This window comes from Stenotrophomonas sp. YJH_SMC_32 (assembly GCF_059369975.1).
Window position 1 is genome coordinate 156,011 of record NZ_JCAFTE010000006.1, and the last position, 18,694, is coordinate 174,704.

General features: G+C 68.1%; 18 protein-coding genes and 1 tRNA gene. 9 read left to right on the forward strand and 10 right to left on the reverse strand.

The window, feature by feature from the left end; all coding sequences use genetic code 11:
• Window positions 1-6: 6 nt before the first annotated feature.
• The 9 genes from AC5P7S_RS10865 to AC5P7S_RS10905 all read right to left on the reverse strand — a co-directional run bounded on the left by AC5P7S_RS10865 (window position 7) and on the right by AC5P7S_RS10905 (window position 7,107).
• A tRNA-Asn gene (locus tag AC5P7S_RS10865) sits at window positions 7-83 on the reverse strand.
• Window positions 84-105: 22 nt separating this feature from the next.
• Window positions 106-576 (reverse strand): 23S rRNA (pseudouridine(1915)-N(3))-methyltransferase RlmH, encoded by a 471-nt coding sequence (gene rlmH, locus AC5P7S_RS10870; protein WP_005418108.1) that lies wholly within the window; start codon window positions 574-576, stop codon window positions 106-108.
• 64 nt (window positions 577-640) lie between these two features.
• Window positions 641-1,051: a ribosome silencing factor gene (gene rsfS, locus AC5P7S_RS10875; protein ID WP_005418109.1), complete on the reverse strand. Its 411-nt coding sequence runs from the start codon at window positions 1,049-1,051 to the stop codon at window positions 641-643.
• A 58-nt stretch (window positions 1,052-1,109) separates the two neighbouring features.
• Window positions 1,110-1,775, reverse strand: coding sequence for a nicotinate-nucleotide adenylyltransferase (nadD, locus tag AC5P7S_RS10880; protein ID WP_095377649.1), 666 nt, complete (start codon window positions 1,773-1,775; stop codon window positions 1,110-1,112).
• 3 nt (window positions 1,776-1,778) lie between these two features.
• Complete coding sequence (holA, locus tag AC5P7S_RS10885) at window positions 1,779-2,816, reverse strand: DNA polymerase III subunit delta (RefSeq protein WP_005418112.1); 1,038 nt, start codon at window positions 2,814-2,816, stop codon at window positions 1,779-1,781.
• 12 nt (window positions 2,817-2,828) lie between these two features.
• On the reverse strand, window positions 2,829-3,413 hold the full coding sequence (locus tag AC5P7S_RS10890; protein ID WP_005418114.1) for an LPS-assembly lipoprotein LptE: 585 nt from the start codon (window positions 3,411-3,413) through the stop codon (window positions 2,829-2,831).
• A gap of 137 nt (window positions 3,414-3,550) precedes the next feature.
• Entirely contained in the window at window positions 3,551-6,193 is a 2,643-nt protein-coding gene (leuS, locus tag AC5P7S_RS10895) for a leucine--tRNA ligase (RefSeq protein ID WP_005418117.1), read from the reverse strand.
• Window positions 6,194-6,299: 106 nt separating this feature from the next.
• Entirely contained in the window at window positions 6,300-6,899 is a 600-nt protein-coding gene (locus AC5P7S_RS10900) for a DUF998 domain-containing protein (protein WP_049459673.1), read from the reverse strand.
• A 28-nt stretch (window positions 6,900-6,927) separates the two neighbouring features.
• On the reverse strand, window positions 6,928-7,107 hold the full coding sequence (locus AC5P7S_RS10905) for a hypothetical protein (protein ID WP_134956368.1): 180 nt from the start codon (window positions 7,105-7,107) through the stop codon (window positions 6,928-6,930).
• Between the two features lie 49 nt (window positions 7,108-7,156).
• Here AC5P7S_RS10905 and trxA point away from each other — a divergent pair, with 49 nt between their 5' ends.
• The 4 genes from trxA (at window position 7,157) to AC5P7S_RS10925 (ending at window position 11,991) form a co-directional block, all read left to right on the forward strand.
• The gene (gene trxA / locus AC5P7S_RS10910; protein WP_095377650.1) at window positions 7,157-8,014 is read left to right on the forward strand and encodes a thioredoxin; all 858 of its coding nucleotides are present in this window, start codon (window positions 7,157-7,159) and stop codon (window positions 8,012-8,014) included.
• Between the two features lie 107 nt (window positions 8,015-8,121).
• Window positions 8,122-9,822 carry a FecR family protein gene (locus AC5P7S_RS10915; RefSeq protein ID WP_032954374.1) on the forward strand — a complete coding sequence of 567 codons (1,701 nt, stop codon included), beginning with the start codon at window positions 8,122-8,124 and terminating at the stop codon, window positions 9,820-9,822.
• On the forward strand, window positions 9,819-11,441 hold the full coding sequence (locus AC5P7S_RS10920) for a CHASE2 domain-containing protein (RefSeq protein ID WP_095377651.1): 1,623 nt from the start codon (window positions 9,819-9,821) through the stop codon (window positions 11,439-11,441). Before AC5P7S_RS10915 ends, AC5P7S_RS10920 begins: the two co-directional genes overlap by 4 nt.
• A 97-nt stretch (window positions 11,442-11,538) precedes the next feature.
• Window positions 11,539-11,991, forward strand: coding sequence for a DUF4442 domain-containing protein (locus AC5P7S_RS10925; protein WP_005418128.1), 453 nt, complete (start codon window positions 11,539-11,541; stop codon window positions 11,989-11,991).
• Window positions 11,992-12,126: 135 nt separating this feature from the next.
• Here the strand turns inward: AC5P7S_RS10925 and AC5P7S_RS10930 are convergent, their stop codons facing one another.
• Complete coding sequence (locus AC5P7S_RS10930) at window positions 12,127-13,443, reverse strand: hypothetical protein (RefSeq protein ID WP_032954375.1); 1,317 nt, start codon at window positions 13,441-13,443, stop codon at window positions 12,127-12,129.
• 76 nt (window positions 13,444-13,519) lie between these two features.
• On the opposite strand from AC5P7S_RS10930, the gene AC5P7S_RS10935 reads away from it, so the two are divergent.
• From AC5P7S_RS10935 to gloA2, 5 genes are all read left to right on the forward strand, one after another.
• Window positions 13,520-14,203, forward strand: coding sequence for a DUF502 domain-containing protein (locus tag AC5P7S_RS10935; RefSeq protein WP_005418129.1), 684 nt, complete (start codon window positions 13,520-13,522; stop codon window positions 14,201-14,203).
• A complete protein-coding gene (locus AC5P7S_RS10940) occupies window positions 14,200-14,988 on the forward strand; it encodes a queuosine precursor transporter (protein ID WP_095377652.1) in 789 nt (262 codons plus the stop codon). The genes AC5P7S_RS10935 and AC5P7S_RS10940 overlap by 4 nt, the downstream gene beginning before the upstream one ends.
• A 94-nt stretch (window positions 14,989-15,082) precedes the next feature.
• Entirely contained in the window at window positions 15,083-17,023 is a 1,941-nt protein-coding gene (locus AC5P7S_RS10945) for a DUF885 domain-containing protein (RefSeq protein ID WP_095377653.1), read from the forward strand.
• Between the two features lie 16 nt (window positions 17,024-17,039).
• On the forward strand, window positions 17,040-18,110 hold the full coding sequence (locus AC5P7S_RS10950; protein WP_053498963.1) for a serine hydrolase domain-containing protein: 1,071 nt from the start codon (window positions 17,040-17,042) through the stop codon (window positions 18,108-18,110).
• A complete protein-coding gene (gene gloA2 / locus AC5P7S_RS10955) occupies window positions 18,107-18,511 on the forward strand; it encodes an SMU1112c/YaeR family gloxylase I-like metalloprotein (protein WP_053498965.1) in 405 nt (134 codons plus the stop codon). Before AC5P7S_RS10950 ends, gloA2 begins: the two co-directional genes overlap by 4 nt.
• Window positions 18,512-18,694 lie beyond the last annotated feature (183 nt).

Here is an 18,694-nt window from a genome sequence, read left to right on the forward strand (position 1 = left end):
TCAAGGTGGCGCCCGAAGTTGGACTCGAACCAACGACCCCCTGATTAACAGTCAAGTGCTCTAACCGGCTGAGCTATTCGGGCAGACGACTAGTATAACCACTCTTCACGCGCGATGGTAGGGGTGATTGGCAATCATTGCGGCAGCCCGATACAGCTGCTCGGCCACCACCAGACGCACCAGCATGTGCGGCAGCGTCAGCGGTCCGATCGACCACTTTTCGTCGGCCAGCGCAGAGACCTCTGGCGAATGCCCTTCCGGGCCACCGATCAGGAACGCCAGGTCCCGGCCCTGCCCGCGCCAATGCTCCAGGCGTTGCGCCAGCTGCTCGGAACTCAACTGCCGCCCCGGCACGTCCAGTGCCACCACGTAAGCGTTCTTCGGTAGCGCGGCGATGACCCGCTTGCCTTCATCCTCGGTGGCACGGCGCGGATCGCGCCCCTTGCCGCGCAGGCCGGGTTCGATTTCCACCAGCTCGAACGGCAGCCAATGCGACAGCCGCTTCTGGTATTCGGCGAACCCCTGCGCGACCCAGCTGGGCGCGCGTTCACCGGTGGCGATCAGGCGGGCTTTCATCAATGGTCCTCCAAAACGTCGACGGCGCCATCGGCGCCGTCGAAGGGATGCATCAACGTGCGGCTCAGGCCACTTCGTCGTCGCTGGACGGCGGCTGGTCGCCGACGGTCCACAGGCGCTCGAGCGCGTAGAACTCACGCACGCGCGGCAGCATCACGTGGACGATCACGTCGCCCAGATCGACCAGCACCCATTCGGCTTCGCGCTCGCCTTCAACACCCAGCGGCATCACGTCGATGTTCTTGGCGAAGCGCACGACTTCATCGGCAATCGACTTGACGTGGCGGGTCGAGGTGCCCGAAACGACGATCATGTAGTCGGCAACGCTGGACCGGCCGCGCACGTCGATCTCGACCAGGTCCTTGGCCTTCAGGTCTTCGGTGGCTTGGCGGACGCTGGCCAGCAGTTCCGGCACGGACGGCGGCGGGCTGGGCAGATCGACCTTGATGGTCTGGGGCTGGGTCTGGTTGCTCAAAGTGGATCGACTCGATAAACGTGGGAGCGATTATACGGGGATGGCGCGGCCGCGCCATTCACGCCGTGGCCGGGCGGTACAGCCCGTGTGCAGCGACATAGTCGGCCACGGCCGGGGGCAGCAGTGCGCGCCAGGGACCGCCAGCGGCAATCTGCGAGCGCACTGCGCTGGCCGATTCCCCGCGTAGTGGGTGGTGCAGGCGCAGGATGCGCCCGGCCGGGCTGGCGAACAGGGCCTGCTCATTGTCGGCCCACCGCCCTTGCAGGGCACGCCCCAGCTCGCCATCGATCGACGCCTGCAACGGACTGCCCGGCCGTTCGGCCACCACGAAGTGGGTCAGATCGAACAGGGCCTCCCATTCGTGCCAGCCGGACAGCCCCAGCAGGCTGTCGGCGCCCACCAGCCAGGCCAGCGGCCGGCTCGGGCCCAGCTCGCCACGCAGCTCGCGCAGGGTGTCGACGGTGTACGACGGGCGACCGGGGCAGCGGGTGGCACGATCCAGTTCGCGACGGTCCAGCAGCAGCCCCGGCTCGTCGCCGATGGCCAGCGACAACATCGTGCAGCGCTGCTCAGCGGTGGCGCCGGGCACCGCGCGGTGCGGCGGATCGGCGGCCGGCAGCATGCGCACGGCGACCTGCAGTTCATCACGGGCCGCACGCGCGATCGCCAGGTGCCCGAGGTGCACCGGATCGAAGGTGCCCCCGTAGTAGATCCGCAGGCTCATCACTCAGGCCCGCGCCAGCAGGCGCACGGCACGCGGTTCGGCCACGGCCACCAGCAGGCGTTCCAGCGCCAGCCAGGCGTCGCCGTCAGCGCGCCCCTTGGCAATGCGGTCGACCAGCCCCGCCTCGGCCACGAAGCGCTCCCAGCGCTTGCCTTCCGGGTGCCGCTGCAGCGCGCGCTTGTAAGGCGCCTGCCGCGATTCCCAGATGCCGCGCGATTTCATTTCAGCGGCCAGGTTGCCACCACGCGCCTGCACGCGGGCCAGGCCTGCGCCCGCCAGCAGTTCGCGGATCACGATCGGCATCAATGCGGCCACCGCCTCCCCTTCACCGCGCAGGCCGGCCAGCATGCGCAGCACCGCCGGCGGCTGGCCGGAGAACGTCGCCTCCACCAACCGGAACACGTCGTAGCGGGCAGCGTCAGCCACCAGCGACTCCATCCGTTCCACATCCAACGGCTGGCCGTCGGCCAATAGCGCCAGCTTGTCGATTTCCTGGGCGGCGGCCAGCAGATTGCCCTCCACCCGCTCAGCCAGGCGCTGCACGGCAGCCGGGTCGGCACGCAGGCCCTTGCCGCGCAGGCGGCGCTCGATCCAGTCCGGCAGTTCGTGCGGCTTGATCGCCCATGCCACCGACAGCACGCCGATGCGGCTGACCGCCTCGGCCCACTTGCCCTGGTGGGCCTTGCTCCATTCATTGGCGGTGATCATCAACACCACGTCCGGCGCCGGGTTGGCGCAGAACTGAGTGATGACCTCGGCGCCCTCCTTGCCCGGCTTGCCGCTGGGCAGGCGCACCTCGACCAGGCGGCGGGCGCTGAACAGGCTTGGCGCATTGAAGCTGGCGTCAAGCTGGTTCCAGTCGAAATCACGCCCGTCGGCATCGAACACTTCGCGTTCGCCGATGCCCGAGGCGCGCGCACGCGCGCGGATGGCATCTGCGGCTTCCAGTACGCGCAGTGTTTCCGGGCCTGCGATCAGGTACACCGGCGCCAACGCGGTGTCAGCGCCCTGGCTGGCCAGCTGCTCCGGACGCAGTTCCATCGTCGCTGCCGCTCAGTGCTTGACGGCGGCGGCAGGCTCTGCCGGCACCGCGCCCTCGATCGGCTTGGCCTTCGGCGCGGACAGGCTGCCCCCCTTCTCGATCTCGGCGCGGACCACGCTGTCGATACGTCGGATGATCGAGGCGGACATTTCCCGGCGCAGCTCCGTGGCCAGGATTTCGCGTTCGGTGGTGGTACCGGTGGCGTCGGTCGGCGGCGACACGTAGTCGCGCGACAGTTCGATCACCTGCTGCGGCACCAGTTCGCTGCCATCCTCGCGGCGGAAGATGAAGATCACCGCATAGCGCAGGCTGTACTCCTGCGCACGACCCTGCGAGTCGATGGCGATCGGGAGGTCACCCCAGCGCTCGGACAACACCTGCAGCTGGGTACTGGGTTCCTTGCTGTCCTCATCGGCCAGCCTGGCACCAGAGGCCAGCAGGCTGCGATTGAGCAGCTTGACCAGTTCACTGTACGGGGCGGTGGATACCACCTTCACCGGGGCGGTGTCGGTCGGCAGCATCAGCTTGTTGCGCAGATGGAAGCCGCAGCCGGCGAGGCCGAGGACAAGAACGAGGGCAAGCAGGATTCGGGTCATGGAGACAGTCTGGCGGAGCCGGGCGATCACGGCAACACACAGCGTGCCCGAAGCCGCGTGAATGCAGGGCCATCAAGCACCCGGCCCTGCTTCTGGAAAGGCATCGGCCACCGCGCGGGTGGCCGGTGCGAGGTACATCAGGCGGCGACGATGTTCACGATCTTGCCCGGGACGATGATGATCTTGCGCACCGTCAGGCCTTCCATGAACCTGGCCGCGTTGGGCTCGGCCAGCGCCAGCGCCTCGACCTGCTCGCGCGCGGCATCGGCCGCCACCTCGATGGTGCCGCGCAGCTTGCCGTTGACCTGCACCGCCAGGGTCAGGGCATCGCGTACCAGCGCACTGCTGTCGGCCTGCGGGAACGGCTGGTCTTCCAGCAGCGTCTCGCCATGGCCCAGCACCTGCCAGAGGGCGTGGCTGGCATGCGGCGTGATCGGGTTCAGCAGCAGCACGACGGCCTGCAGCGCTTCCTGGCGCACCGCGCGGCCCTGCTCGCTGTCGTCCTCGAACCTGGCCAGCGCGTTCATCAGCTCCATCACCGCTGCGATGGCGGTATTGAAGCTGTGGCGGCGACCGTAGTCGTCACCGACCTTGCCGATGGTTTCATGGGTCTTGCGGCGCAGCGCCTTCTGGTTGGCATCCAGTGCTGCAACGTCCAGCGCCGGGGCGGCACCGTCGGCAGCATGCTTCTGCACCTGGGCCCACAGGCGGCGCAGGAAGCGCGCCATGCCGTCCACGCCGGCCTCGTTCCACTCCAGCGACTGCTCCGGCGGCGCGGCGAACATCGAGAACAGGCGCACGGTGTCGGCGCCGTACTTGCCGACCATCGCCTGCGGGTCCACGCCGTTGTTCTTCGACTTGGACATCTTCTCGGTGCCACCGACCACCACCGGCTGGCCGTCGGCAATCAGGGTGGCGCCGGTGATGCGGCCGCGCTCGTCACGCTGCACTTCCACATCGGCCGGGTTGATCCAGTCCTTCGAACCGTCCGGATTCGGGCGGTAGTAGGTCTCGGCGATCACCATGCCCTGGCACAGCAGGTTGCGCGCCGGCTCGTTGCTGTCCACCATCCGCGCGTCGCGCAGCAGCTTGTGGTAGAAGCGGAAATACATCAGGTGCAGGATCGCGTGCTCGATGCCACCGATGTACTGATCGACCGGCAGCCAGTAGTTGCCGCGCTTGTCGACAGCGTCACGGGCACCGGGCGAGGTGTAGCGGGCGTAGTACCAGCTCGACTCCATGAAGGTGTCGAAGGTGTCGGTCTCGCGCTCGGCGGCGCCACCGCATTCCGGGCAGGTGGTCTTGCGCCATTCCGGGTCGGTCTTGATCGGCGAACCGGTCCCGGAGAACGCCACGTCCTCCGGCAGTACCACCGGCAGCTGCTCCTCCGGCACCGGCACCGCACCGCACTTGTCGCAGTAGATCACCGGAATCGGGCAGCCCCAGTAGCGCTGGCGGCTCACGCCCCAGTCGCGCAGGCGGTAGTTGACGCGGCGCTGGCCCTGGGCCTTGCGCTCGAAACGTTCGGCCAGGGCTTCGAAGGCCCCCTGGAAATCCAGGCCGTCGAACTCGGCCGAGTTCACCAGCTCGAACGCACGGCTCTTGTCGCTGTACCAGTCCTGCCAGCGGCTACCGTCCCAGTTGCGCTCTTCGTCGGTGCGCGCATCCTTCAGCGCGATCACCTGCTTGATCGGCAGGCCGTACTTGTTGGCCACTTCGTTGTCGCGCTGGTCATGGCCCGGAACGGCCATCACCGCGCCGGTGCCGTAGCCCATCAGCACGAAGTTGGCGACCCACACCGGCACCGGCTCGCCGGTGACAGGATGCAGCGCGCGCAGGCCGGTATCCATGCCGCGCTTTTCCTGGGTTTCCAGTTCAGCCTCGGATACACCGCCCTGCTTCAGGTCGGCCAGCATCGCGGCCAGTTCCGGGTTGTTCTTCGCTGCGTGCAGCGCCAGCGGGTGTTCGGCGGCGATCGACACGAAGGTCACGCCCATCACCGTGTCCGGGCGGGTGGTGAACACGCGCAGCGGATCCAGCACGCCACCATCGACGTCGCGCACGTCGAACTGGATTTCCAGGCCCTCCGAGCGGCCGATCCAGTTGCGTTGCATGGTCTTGACCGATTCCGGCCAGCCATCCAGCTCGTCCAGGCCATCCAGCAGTTCCTGGGCGTAGTCGGTGATGCGCAGGAACCACTGCGGGATCTCACGCTTCTCCACCAGCGCACCGGAGCGCCAGCCGCGGCCGTCGATGACCTGCTCGTTGGCCAGCACGGTCTGGTCGACCGGGTCCCAGTTCACCACCGCGTTGCGGCGATAGGCCAGGCCCTTGCGCATCAGGCGGGTGAACATGCGCTGCTCGTGGACGTAATAGTCCGGACGGCAGGTGGCGAACTCGCGCGACCAGTCGATGGCATAGCCCAGCGATTTCAGCTGGCTGCGCATGTGGTCGATGTTCTTGTAGGTCCACGCTGCCGGCGCGGTCTTGTTCTTGATCGCGGCGTTCTCCGCCGGCAGGCCGAACGCGTCCCAGCCCATCGGCTGCAGCACGTTGTGGCCGGTCATGCGCTTGTAGCGGCTGATCACGTCGCCAATCGTGTAATTGCGCACGTGGCCCATATGCAGCGCACCGGACGGGTACGGAAGCATCGACAGGCAGTAGTACTTCGGCTTGTCCGAGGTCTCGTCGACCTCGAAGGCACGGGTGGCGTCCCAGTACTGCTGGGCGGCGGATTCAACCTGCTGCGGGTCGTAGGCGTTGGTTTCAGCGCTGGTCATGGAACACGCGGATGCGGCGGCAAAGCGGTACAGCGTACCGCAGTGCGGCAAACGTCTCCAATCCTGCCTGCTTGGGGGTGGGCGCCGCGATGCCCCGGGAGCCGTCTCAGCGTTGGCGCGACAGCGGCAGTGCGGCGGCCAGCCAGGCCACCCAGCAGGCGAACGCCAGCCGTTGTGCCAGCGGCGCCGGCAGGACGCCCTGCAGGGCAAACGCGGCCACCGCAGCCAGCACGCCGCAGCCCAGGGCCAGGGCGCCCAGGGCGCGGCCATGCGCCTGACGCAGCTGTGTCGTGCCCAGCAACAGGGTTCCGGCGACGAAGCCCAGCACCCAGATCATCCAGGCACTGGCATGCAGCTGGCTGGCGGGCCCATGCAGATCGTCCACGTCCAGCGGCAGCAAGCCCATCGCGGCAAAGCCCAGGCCAGCCAGCAGCAGCATCTGGCTGCCGACCCTCGGTGCCCAGCCGGCAGTGGCGGGCAGGCTGCGGCGCAGGCGCTCAGCCACCACCGCAGCGAGCACGCCGGGCAGCACGAAGCCAAGCAGATTGAAGGCCAGCGCATGCGGTACGCCCCGCGCCCCCAGCAGCGCCACCGGGTGGCGGGCCTGTGCATAGCCCTCCAGGCCGGCACCGAAGCCAGACACAGCCAGGACGAACACGACTGCAGCAAGCAGTCCCAACCAACGATCAAGCCGGACCATGGACATTGCGCGCAGTCACCCGGAAAAGAATGGATCAGCGCATTGTCGCGGCAGTGACGCAGTGCGCCAAGCGCGCGGCCGAGGCCGGGTGCTTCCGGCGCACCTCGGCCAGCACGCCGGTCAGCTCCGGAAAGCGGGTGATCCACGGGCTGTGCTGCGTGCCACGCCCCCGAGGCCGTCGCGCGCGATGTGACGGCAGGGTTGAGACGGACATCGATCGTCACCATAGAATCGGTCTCCAGATGCCAAGCGATGCTTTCCCCATGACCGAGACGACCTACGTATTCGACGCCACCACTGCGACCTTCGAGGCCGAAGTCCTGCAGAAGTCGCTGCAGACGCCGGTGCTGGTCGACTTCTGGGCCACCTGGTGCGGGCCGTGCAAGACCCTGGGCCCGATGCTGGAAAAGCTGGCTGCCGAGTACAACGGTGCGTTCGAGCTGGCCAAGGTCGATGTCGACAAGGAACAGCAGATCGCTGCGGCCTTCCAGATCCGCTCGGTGCCGACCGTGTTCCTGGTCAAGGGCGGCCAGCTGGTGGACGGCTTCCCCGGCGCCATTCCGGAAGGCCAGCTGCGTGAGTTCCTGGCCCAGCACGGCATCGTACCGGCCGATGTGGGCGATGCTGCCCCCGAAGATGACGCCCCGCTGGATCCGCAGGCGCAGGTCGATGTGCTGCGTGCGCAGATCGCCGCCGAGCCGGACAAGGATGAACTGAAGCTCGACCTGGCCCTGGCCCTGCTGCAGATCGGTGGCGTGGACGAGGCACGCACCCTGATCGACGGCTTGCCCGCCAATCTGGCTACCGACGACCGCGCCGTGCGTGCCCGCGCCCGCCTGGCCTTCGCCGCCGCGCTGAAAGATGCCCCGGCCGCCGAGGTGCTGGAGGCACGCATCGCCGCTGACGGCAAGGACCTCAAGGCCCGCCACCTGCGTGGCGTGCAACTGCTGCTCGGCGGTCATGACGAGGCCGCGCTGGCCCAGTTCCTGGAAATGCTGCGGATCGACCGCGGATTCGAGGAAGGCCTGCCGCGCAAGGCCCTGATCGACGCCTTCAATGTGATCTCCGACGAGGACCTGGTCGGCCAGTACCGCCGCAGGATGGCGTCGCTGCTGTTCTGAACGGGAACCCGCTCCGTTCAGAATTCCTGCACTGAACGCGGGCAATAATGCCCGCGCTGGTGGCCACGCGGTCGCCACGATCCGTTCGGGGGGATGAGGTCGGGGCCATGGGGTCTTGCAGCTGCACCCCCGCATTGCCGGGATTGCAAACTGTGACCGTCGTCCGCTCTCTGTCGTTCGCCATGCATTTAACGGGCGCTCTGCTCTGCGCCCTCTTCCTGATGCCCGCCATTGCCGGCGCCCAGGACTGGAACTATCGGGTCCGGCCCGGCGATACCCTGTGGGATCTGGGCGGGCTCTACCTGAAGCCCTCGGTACGCTGGCAGCAGCTGCAGCAGCACAACCGCATCGACAACCCTTACCAGTTGCCGCCGGGCCAGCTGCTGCGCTTCCCGATCAGCTGGCTGCGCACCGAACCGGCGCCGGCCCGGGTGCTGTCCGTGCGCGGCAAGGTCGCGCTGGCAGGCGCCGATGGCACGGCGACCCGCGCGCTCCAGGCCGGCGAACAGCTGCATATCGGTGACACCGTGGAGACCGAAGGCGACTCCAGCATCACCCTGGAATTCGCCGATGCCTCGCGCCTGCAGCTGCGCGAGTACTCGCGCCTGCGCCTGGATCAGCTGAGCCGTTACGGCCACACCGGCATGGTCGACACCCGACTGCGTCTGCAGCAGGGGCGAGCCAGCAACCGGGTGACGCCGGCGCGCGGTCCCGCCTCGCGTTACATCATCGATGCGCCCACCGCGACCAGCAGCGTGCGCGGCACGGTGTTCCGGGTCAGCGCCGGGGATGACGGGCACGTCGGTGCCACCGAGGTCCTGCAGGGCAAGGTGCAGGTCGGCAACTCCCATGGCCAGCGCCTGGTCCGGCCGGGCCAGGCCACCCGCAGCAGCAGTGCCGATGCGGCGCCCGCTGCGGTCTCTGCACTGCTGCCGGCGCCGGCGCTGCGCAATGACGCGCTGCGCCTGGCGCCGCTGCCGACCCTGCTTGCCTGGGAACCGGTCAATGGCGCCGATCATTACCGGGTGGAAGTGGTGCAGGCGGCAACGCCGGAGATCCTCCTGTTCGCCGCCACCACCGCCGACACCCGGCTGGCGATCGGCGACCTGCCGCCTGGCCAGCTGCGCATCCTGTTGCGCGCGGTCGACGCCCAGGGGGTCGAAGGCCTGGATGCCAGCGCCGATTTCGAGCTCGGTGACCAGCCACCGCCGCCGCTGACCGTATCGCCGCTGCATGGGCAGACGATCAACAGCGACCGCCCGCGTTTCCGCTGGAGCCAGGCCCCCGGTGCGCGCAGCAGCGTCCTGCAGATCGCCACCGAGCCCAGCTTCCTGCAGCCCCTGCAGGAGCAGGCCACCCATGCGACCGACCTGCGCCTGACGCGACCGCTGCCGCCCGGCCAGTACTACTGGCGCGTGGCTTCGCGCGATGGCGAAGGCCGACAGGGCCGCTATGGCCAGGCGTTGCCGCTGCAGCTGAGCAATGAACCAGTGGACCCGGCACTGCAACCGCCCGAGGCCGCACACGGCGAGCTGACGCTGCGCTGGCAGGCCGGCAGCGAAGGCCAACGCTACCGGGTGCAGGTGGATCGCCGCGGCGACTTCAAGGCACCGCTGGTCGACGAAACCGTGGATCAGCCGCAGGTGAGCTTCAAGCGCCCGTGGAGCGGCACCCTGCATGTACGCGTGCAGTACATCGACGATGACGGCCACGCCAGCGCGTTCTCGCCTGCCCAGCAGGTCCCGCTGCCGTGCCGCCTGTGCTACGGCGCGGGTGGCGGTGCCCTGCTGCTCTGGTTGTTGTTGTGAGGCGCTCGCCGCTGCCATGGTCGAAGCGGATCCTGCTGGCCCTGCTGGCCGGCGTGCTGACCATCGTGGCCAGCCAGGGACAATGGCTGTGGCGGCAGGACGAGGCGGCCTATGATGCGCTGGTCGGCAACTGGGAGTACCACCCCGATCCCAGCGTGCTGATCGTCGCCATCGACGAAGGCAGCCTGCAGCGCATCGGCCAGTGGCCCTGGCCACGCTCGGTGCATGCACGCCTGCTTGACCGCCTGACCGATGCCGGCGCCGAACGCGTCGCGCTGGACCTGATGCTGTCCGAACCGGATCGCCGTGACAGCCGACAGGATGATGAACTGGCGGCCGCCATCCGACGCAATGGCCGGGTGGTGCTGCCGGTGCTGGCCGCACCGGCGGCCGGCGACCGCATGGCCGAGGAAATGCTGCCGATCCCACAGATCGCTGCCAGTGCTGCCGCCATTGGCCACACCGATGTCGAGGTGGATGGCGACGGCGTCGCCCGTGGCGTCTATCTGCACGCAGGTATCGGCCAGCCGCACTGGCCGGCACTGGGCCTGGCACTGGCCGACCTACCTGCCGGTGCCGTACGTGGCCTGCCCGATCCCGACCCGGAACTGGGCTCGCCCTATCAATGGCGTCGCGACGATTACGTTCGCGTGCGCTACGCCGGCCCCCCCGAGCGGCTGCCACAGGTGTCCTATGCGGACGTTCTCGATGGCCACGTGGACATGGCGATGCTGCATGGCCGCCGCATCGTAGTTGGCATGACGGCCAGCGGCATCGCGCCCCGCCTGCTGACCCCGACCACCCGCGAGTTCTGGATGAGCGGCAGCGAGTACCAGGCCAACATCACCTCGATGCTGCTGCAGCACAAGCAGATCGATGTTCTACCGCATGCCTGGCAGCACGCCATCAGCGGTGTGCTGGTGGCGCTGTGCGTGATCCTGCTCGGCCTGCGCCTGCCCTGGCTGGTCGCGCTGTGTTCGTTGCCGATGCCTGCCCTGCTGAGCTGGCTGCTGCTGCGCACGAGCGACCTGTGGTGGGCGCCGGCCAGCGCGATGCTGGGCGTGACGCTGGCACTGCTGGTCTGGGCGGTGTGGCGGATCTCGGCCTGGCACCGCCAGGCCAACCGCGACGCCCTTACCGGCCTGGGCAACCGCCTCCGCTTCGAGCAGTCGCTGCAGCAGGAATGCGATGCAGCACGGCGCAGCGGCAAGCCATTGAGCCTGGCGTTGATCGACGTCGACCACTTCAAGCGCCATAACGATCGCCACGGGCACCAGGTGGGCGACCGCGTGCTGCGTGATGTCGCCCGCCTGATCGGCGCCCATGCGCGCCGCCCGCGCGACATGGCGGCACGCTACGGTGGCGACGAATTCGCGCTGGTGCTGCCGGATACACCGGCCGAGGGCGCACGCCAGGTGATTGAGGACCTGATTGCCTGCGTGCGCGCATTGCCGGCGCCTGGCGATGGCAGCGACGATACCGTCACGCTCACCATCGGCGTATTCACCCGCGTGCCCGACGGCGAACTGCAGCCCCACCATTTCGTGGAAGGCGCCGACACCGCCCTTTATCAGGCCAAGGCCAACGGCCGCGACGGGTACATGATCGACGGCCCATGAGGCAGGACATGCACGCCGCCGTTGAACACACGCCCGGGGTGCAACATACGCATGCGAATGGTTAGACTGGGCACCTCGCCTCGCGCCCCGGACCCGCATGAACGCCCGCCTGTTCCGCTTCGGCATCAACCTGTGGCCACCGTTCCTGTTCACCGGCATCCATGTCACCCGCATCACGCCCGATTACCGGCAGATCGACGTCGAGCTACGGCTGCGGCCGTGGAACCGCAACTACGTCGGCACGCATTTCGGCGGCAGCCTGTTCGCGATGACCGACCCGTTCTGGATGCTGGGCCTGCTGCACATCCTCGGCCGTGACTACTACGTGTGGGACCGGGCCGGTGCGATCGATTTCCTCAAGCCTGGCCGGGGCACGGTGCGCACCTCGTTCCGCATCGACGATGCGCTGCTGTCCGAACTGCGTGCCGAAGCGGCGGGCGGCGAGAAGGTGCTGCGCTGGTTCAGCAACGACGTCGTCGACGAAAGCGGCGAGGTGGTCGCCCAGGTGCGCAAGCAGGTCTATCTGCGGTTGAAGCCACACGCGCGCTGATCCGGCGCGGGCGCTGTCCTCTGCTGCCCTGGCAGGGAGGCTCCGATGCGCGCGTATGCGCGTGCACCTGCGGTGCGACGCGGAGCGAAGGCAGCCGCGAGGATGACGAGGACAGCGCGCACTGGCCGCCGCTGCTCAGTCGCGCGCGGCGGCGGCCGGGGCGTCCCCTGCCACCAGCGATACCGACAACCATGGGCTCTCGTCGGTGCTGCGCGGCGCTGAGCGCCGCGGTACCTGCAGGCGGCGGCCATCGGCCGACAACTGCGGTGTCCGCACCTGCGAGCGGAACTGGGCAGGCAAGCGCTTCAGCGCATCCACAGGGTCCTCGGCCTGCTGTCGCAGCCAGCGTTGCGCACCGATCAGCCGCACCATCGCGGCGGCATCCTGGGGCCGTGACGAATAGGCGGGATAGGCCGGGCCCGCGATATCGGCCAGCACGCACCCCATGACGTTCGACAGGCAGCCGAAGTCATGCTGCGGCGGTGCCGGCACCGGCAGCGGGCGATCCGCCTCCAGCGCGGTCATCGCCGCCGCGCCACAGGCCCAGCCCAGGTTGCCCGCCACTCGCGCCAGGGTGCTGCTGCGATCGAGTACCAGCACGCCACCGAACTCCTGCGCCGAGGTTTCGATCGCAGCCCTGCTCATCGCATACTCGCCCTGCATCGCACGGCACAGGCTCTGTTCGGCGGCCCGCATCGGCTTCATCGCCTGCTCGCATTCCGCTGGCAGCGGTTGGTCGGCCGGCAGTTCGACCAGCATGTCGGCCAGCAGCTGGGCATTGGCCTGCACCAGGCTGGCACCGATGATGCTCTCCACCAGGTAGCTGCCGCCCGTCACCAGCCGGCGGCCCAGCTGCAGCCCCCGGCAACTGCCACGCAGCGCACCGTCGATATCACCCTGCACATACGCCAGCGCGCGTGCGCTGGTGGCGTCGATCACCAAACCATAGGCCGGCATCGGCACCAGGATGCCTTCCCCTTTTGGCCGGAACGGCGACACGAAGTGATCCGCATCGGCCAGCTGGTCCAGGCGCGCATGCAGCTGCTGGTGGCCAGCGTGGGCATCGACGAAGCGCTGCGGGTCCGCACGCACCTGGCCGAGGCAGTCACTGGCGGTCGGTCCGCAGCTGGCCGAAGGCCGTGAATGCAGCTCGACGTGGTCTTCTGCCAGCTGCGGACGGGCGCCGCCATTGCCGCGCGGATCCGCCTCCCAGCGCTGTACATCCCGGGCCAACGCCTGATCGCGCTGGTCCGGGTCGAGATCGTCGAACGCGAGTGTCCACAGCAGCGCAAAGCCGTTGCGGCCATCAGCGGGCAGGCGGGCCTGCAACCGCTGCTGGGCCTGCAGCCGTGATTCCGGCACCGGCCACATGCGCGAGGCGCACCACACCACGATGGCCAGCACCAGCAGTCCTGCCAGGGCCCAGCCCAGTCCGCGCAGAATCTTCAACACAGCTTCCCTTCCATGCATCGTTGCCGCAGTCGATCCCCCAGCGTAATCGACCGGCCGTGGCCGCTACAATGCGCGCATGTCGCTCGAAGCCCCCGCCCTGGTCCCCCGCCCCTCCCTGCAGCGCCTGTTCCTGACCGGCCTGCTGACCCTGCTACCGATCTGGCTGACCTGGGTCGTGGTCAAGTTCGTGTTCGTGCTGCTTTCGGGCATTTCCAGCCCATTGGTGGTGCCGCTTTCCGAGCAGATCGCGACAAGCTTCCCGCATTACCTCGGCTGGGTCCGTGCCGAGTGGATCCAGAACACCATCGCCCTGCTGGCCACCCTGCTGGTGATCCTGGCGGTGGGCGTGGCCAGCCGCCGTGTGCTCGGCCAGCGCCTGCTGCGCTGGGTCGGCGCGGTGATCAAGCGCATTCCGTTGGCCAGCATCATCTACGACAGCGCCAAGAAGCTGCTGGACATGTTGCAGACCGAACCGGGCAGCACCCAGCGCGTGGTGCTGATCGACTTCCCGCACCGCGACATGAAGTCGGTCGGGCTGGTCACCCGCGTGATCAAGGAGCACGGCACCGACCGTGAACTGGCCGCGGTGTACGTGCCAACCACACCGAACCCGACCTCGGGTTACCTGGAGATCGTGCCGGTGGAGCTGCTGACCCCGACCGACTGGACCGTCGACCAGGCCATGAGCTTCATCATTTCCGGCGGTGCCGTCGCACCGTCCAGCGTTCCGTTCACGCGCGCAGGCGAACGCAGCGAATGACAACCGCAGCGCCGATCGAGCGCCCGCTGCAGGACCGCGCGGTCCTGCTGTTCATCGTGCTGGCCGCGTTCTTCTGCGGCAACGCCGTGCTGGCCGAACTGATCGGGGTGAAGATCTTCGCGCTGGAAGACACCCTCGGCATCGAACCGCTGAACTGGAACCTGTTTGGCCAGACCGGCTCACTCAACTTCACCGCCGGTACCCTGCTGTGGCCGGTGGTGTTCATCATGACCGACACGATCAACGAGTTTTTCGGCAAGCGCGGCGTGCGCTTCATCTCGTGGTTGGCCGTGGTGCTGATCGCCTATGGCTTCCTGTTCGCCTTCGCAGCGATCTCGCTGGCGCCGGCCAGCTGGTGGGTCACCTCGATGGACGGCCACGGCGTGCCGGACTACCAAGCGGCATTCGCAGCGGTGTTCGGCCAGGGCATGTGGACCATCGCCGGTTCGCTGGTGGCCTTCCTGCTCGGCCAGCTGATCGACGTGGCCGTGTTCCACCGCATCCGCCAGGCCACCGGCGAGCGCCACGTGTGGCTGCGTGCGACCGGATCCACCGCGATCTCCCAGGTGGTGGACAGCTTCGTAGTGATCTGGATCGCCTTCGTGCTCGGCCCGCAGCACTGGCCGACCTCACTGTTCCTGGCCGTCAGCAGCGTCAACTACATCTACAAGATGGGCTTTGCGGTTGCCTTGATTCCACTGCTGTACCTGATGCGGCGTGCGATCACCCGCTACCTGGGCGCAGACAGGGCCGCCGCGCTGCGCGCCGCGGCCGCGGCTGACTGAAGCCCCAGCGACGGCAAGCTGACTGCGCCTTCACGCTGGCCGTACGCGGCCGGATCGTGCAAGCTCCACGGTCTGTGTTCCACGGAAGCTCCTGATGCCTCATCGCACCCGCGCCCTGGCCGCCGCCATTGCCGCGTTGTTCCTGTTCAGTGCCATGCCGTCGGCCGAAGCAGCGAAGAAAAAGGCCAGCCGCCCTGCCGCTGCGCAGACCCGCCAGGCTGCCAAGCCCAAGGCCAGGCCCGCCCGCGCCACCGCGCCGGCGCGTGGCAGCTCGGCGCGCCGCGCCGCGCCCCGCCCGGTCGCCCCGGCCCGGGCCGTACCCAAGCAGGTGCAGCTGGAGCGCCTGTACGACGAATACTGGGATGCCTCGATGCGGTTGAATCCACTGCAGGCGACCTTCCAGGGCGAGGCCCGCTACAACGACCAGCTGCCCAACATCCTGTCCGCCGCCTGGCGCCAGCAGTCGCACGACTTCACCACGCAATGGCTGGGCAAGGTCGAGAAGCTCGGCAGTGACGGCCTGCAGGGCCAGGACCTGCTCAGCTACGAGATCTTCGTGCGCGACGCGCGCGCATCGCTGGCCGCCGAGCGCTACCCGAGCTGGATGATGCCGATCAGCCAGTACTACAACATCGGCAGCATCATGGCGATCCTCGGCTCCGGTGCGGGCGCGCAGCCATTCAACACCGTGCAGGACTACGACACCTGGTCACGCCGTTCGCTGGGCATTCCCGAGCTGTTCGACCAGGCCATCGACAACATGCGCCAGGGCATGAAGGCCGGCGTGGTGCAACCACGCGACCTGATGGAAAAAGTGCTGCCGCAGCTGGATGCGGTGATCAAGCCGACCGCCGAGGAGAGCATTTTCTGGTCGCCGATCCGCACCATGCCGAACACCATCCCGGCTGAGGACAAGGCGCGCATCAGCGCCGAATACAAGCGCATGATCGAGCTGCGCATCATGCCGGCCTACCGCGCCCTGCGCGGCTTCATCGCCACCGAATACCTGCCGGCCACACGCACCAGCAGCGGCCTGGGCGCATTGCCCGATGGCCAGGCCTGGTACGCCAACCTGATCGTGCAGACCACCGCCAGCGACCAGACCGCCGCACAACTGCATGCGCTGGGCGAACAGCGCGTGCAGGAACTGCAGGCGCAGATCGCCACGGTGATGAAGGATGCCAAGCTGCGCGGCTCTCCCACCAAGCTGCTGCGCAGCATGCGCAACGACCGCCAGTTCCAGTACGGCGACGCCAACACGCTGATCAACCGCTACCGCCAGGTGCAGCAGCAGGTCAGCGCACGCCTGCCGCAGGTGCTGGATACCTTGCCGAAGGCACCGCTGGAGGTCCGTGCGGTGGAGCCGGAGCGCGCACTGACCGCCGCCGCTGCCGCCTATCAGCCGTCGGCGGCCGGGCAACCGGGCGTGCTGTACATCAACACCCGCGACCTGCCCAGCCGCAAGCGCTGGAACGTGCCGGTGCAGTACCTGCATGAAGGGATCCCGGGCCACCACGTCCAGCTGGGCCTGCAGCAGGAGCTGGCCAAGCTGCCACGCTTCCGCCGCCTCGGTGGCGATCTCGCCTTCGTCGAAGGCTGGGGCCTGTACGCCGAAACGCTGGGCGAGGACCTGGGCATCTACACCGATCCCTACGACCGCGTCGGCTACCTGTACTCGCGCCTGCTGCGCGCCGCCCGCGTGGTGGCCGATACCGGCGTGAACGCCCAGGGCTGGAGCAAGCAGCAGGCCGTCAGCTACCTGCAGAAGACCGTGGACATGAGCAGTGACGACGCCAACGCCGAGGTGGAGCGGATCATGGCCCAGCCCGGCCAGGCACTGTCGAACGTCGCCGGCCTGACCACCATCGTTGCCCTGCGCGACAAGGCCAAGGCGCGCCAGGGCGCCGCCTTCGACCTGCGCCGCTTCCACGCCGAACTGCTGAAGGACGGCTCGATGCCGCTGGACGTGCTTGACCGTAAGATGGAACGCTGGATGGTGCAGCCGGCCAGCACTACGCCCACGCCTTCACCTTGACCCCTCCGGAGCCGTCATGCGCCCTGCCGTCGCCCTGTTCGCCGTCGTGCTGGGCCTGCTGCCTTCAACGGGTATCGCCGCACCGGTGCTGAAACCACCGGATGCGGGCATCGACGGCCTGATGCAGGCCTACGACGGCCAGGTACCCGGCGCTGCAGTCCTGGTGCTGCACGACGGGCAAGCGGTGTTCCGCCGTGGCTACGGCCTGGCGGTGGTGGAGGACGGCACCGCCGTCACCCCGGCCAGCAACTTCCGGCTGGCCTCGGTCAGCAAGCAGTTCACCGCTGCGGCGGTGCTGCTGCTGGTGGAGGATGGCCGGCTTGGGCTGGATCAACCTGCCCGGCAGTGGCTGCCCGAACTGCCCCCGGCTGCCGCGGCCATCACGATCCGCCAGCTGCTATCGCACACCGGCGGCCTGCTCGACTACGAAGACCTGATGGATCCGGCTGACACTCGGCAGGTGCATGACGCCGATGTGCTGACCCTGCTGTCGCGCCAGGACCGGCTGAACTTCGCGCCGGGCACGCAGTACCACTACAGCAACAGCGGCTATGCGCTGCTGGCACTGATCGTCGGCCGCGCCTCCGGCCTGGATTTCGCAGCCTTCCTGCAACAGCGCATCTTCCGCCCGCTAGGCATGGCCCACACCGTGGCCCATCAGGACGGCATCGATACCATCGCCGCACGCGCCTATGGCTACAGCTGGATCGATGGCCGCTGGCAGCGCACCGACCAGAGCGCCACCAGTGCCGTGCTCGGCGATGGCGGGATCTACTCCTCGCTGGACGACCTCGCCCGCTGGGATGCGGCGCTGTACGACGACCGCCTGCTGTCGAAGGCCTCGCGCCGCGCGATGTTCAGCCCGGCCACATCGACATCCGAACCGGATGTGCCGCACTACGGCTTCGGATGGCGCCTGAACGGCCCGGTGCAATGGCACAGCGGCGAAAGCATCGGCTTCCGAAATGTGATCGTTCGATACCCGGAAAAGCACTTGACCGTGATCGTGCTGACCAATCGCAACGATCCCGAACCGTACCCGCTGGCGCAGAAGATCGCCCAGCGCTGGCTGGACACCCTGCAATGAACACCGGTTCCGACGCCCTGCTGGGCATCCACCACGCGGCACTGATCTGCAGCGATTATGCGTGTTCAAAAGACTTCTACGTCCGTATCCTCGGCCTGCGCGTACTGGCCGAGAACCACCGCGCCGCGCGAGACTCCTGGAAGCTGGATCTGGCCCTGCCCGACGGCAGCCAGCTGGAACTGTTCTCGTTCCCCTCGCCACCGCCCCGCCCCAGCCGCCCGGAGGCCCAGGGCCTGCGCCACCTCGCGTTCCGGGTCGCTGCGCTGGAGCCGTTCATCGAACGCCTGGCCAGCCACGGCGTGGACTGCGAACCGATCCGCGTGGACGAATACACCGGCCGCCGCTTCACCTTCTTCGCCGACCCGGATGGCCTGCCGCTGGAGCTGTACGAAGTCGGTTGAGGCCCCGGGGGTCAGATCCCTTTTCCGACGGAAAAGGGATCTTGATCTGGCCCCCTGAAAACGGACGCCATGAAGCCGTTTCAGGCGGCAGCCCGGAGCTGCCGGGCGTAGTTGTTAGGCGAGTGGTAGCCCAGCGCCGAGTGTAGCCGGGCTGGATTGTAGAAGCCGTGGATGTAAGCAGCG

Coding starts and splice junctions, on each gene's coding strand:
- holA (WP_005418112.1), bottom strand. CDS start 2,816: ATGGAACTGCGTCCGGAGCAGCTGGCCAGCCAGGGCGCTGACACCGCG.
- AC5P7S_RS10905 (WP_134956368.1), bottom strand. CDS start 7,107: ATGTCCGTCTCAACCCTGCCGTCACATCGCGCGCGACGGCCTCGGGGG.
- AC5P7S_RS10900 (WP_049459673.1), bottom strand. CDS start 6,899: ATGTCCATGGTCCGGCTTGATCGTTGGTTGGGACTGCTTGCTGCAGTC.
- nadD (WP_095377649.1), bottom strand. CDS start 1,775: ATGAGCCTGCGGATCTACTACGGGGGCACCTTCGATCCGGTGCACCTC.
- AC5P7S_RS10950 (WP_053498963.1), top strand. CDS start 17,040: ATGCGCCCTGCCGTCGCCCTGTTCGCCGTCGTGCTGGGCCTGCTGCCT.
- AC5P7S_RS10915 (WP_032954374.1), top strand. CDS start 8,122: ATGGGGTCTTGCAGCTGCACCCCCGCATTGCCGGGATTGCAAACTGTG.
- AC5P7S_RS10935 (WP_005418129.1), top strand. CDS start 13,520: ATGTCGCTCGAAGCCCCCGCCCTGGTCCCCCGCCCCTCCCTGCAGCGC.
- AC5P7S_RS10945 (WP_095377653.1), top strand. CDS start 15,083: ATGCCTCATCGCACCCGCGCCCTGGCCGCCGCCATTGCCGCGTTGTTC.
- rlmH (WP_005418108.1), bottom strand. CDS start 576: ATGAAAGCCCGCCTGATCGCCACCGGTGAACGCGCGCCCAGCTGGGTC.
- AC5P7S_RS10940 (WP_095377652.1), top strand. CDS start 14,200: ATGACAACCGCAGCGCCGATCGAGCGCCCGCTGCAGGACCGCGCGGTC.
- leuS (WP_005418117.1), bottom strand. CDS start 6,193: ATGACCAGCGCTGAAACCAACGCCTACGACCCGCAGCAGGTTGAATCC.
- gloA2 (WP_053498965.1), top strand. CDS start 18,107: ATGAACACCGGTTCCGACGCCCTGCTGGGCATCCACCACGCGGCACTG.
- AC5P7S_RS10890 (WP_005418114.1), bottom strand. CDS start 3,413: ATGACCCGAATCCTGCTTGCCCTCGTTCTTGTCCTCGGCCTCGCCGGC.
- AC5P7S_RS10925 (WP_005418128.1), top strand. CDS start 11,539: ATGAACGCCCGCCTGTTCCGCTTCGGCATCAACCTGTGGCCACCGTTC.
- trxA (WP_095377650.1), top strand. CDS start 7,157: ATGACCGAGACGACCTACGTATTCGACGCCACCACTGCGACCTTCGAG.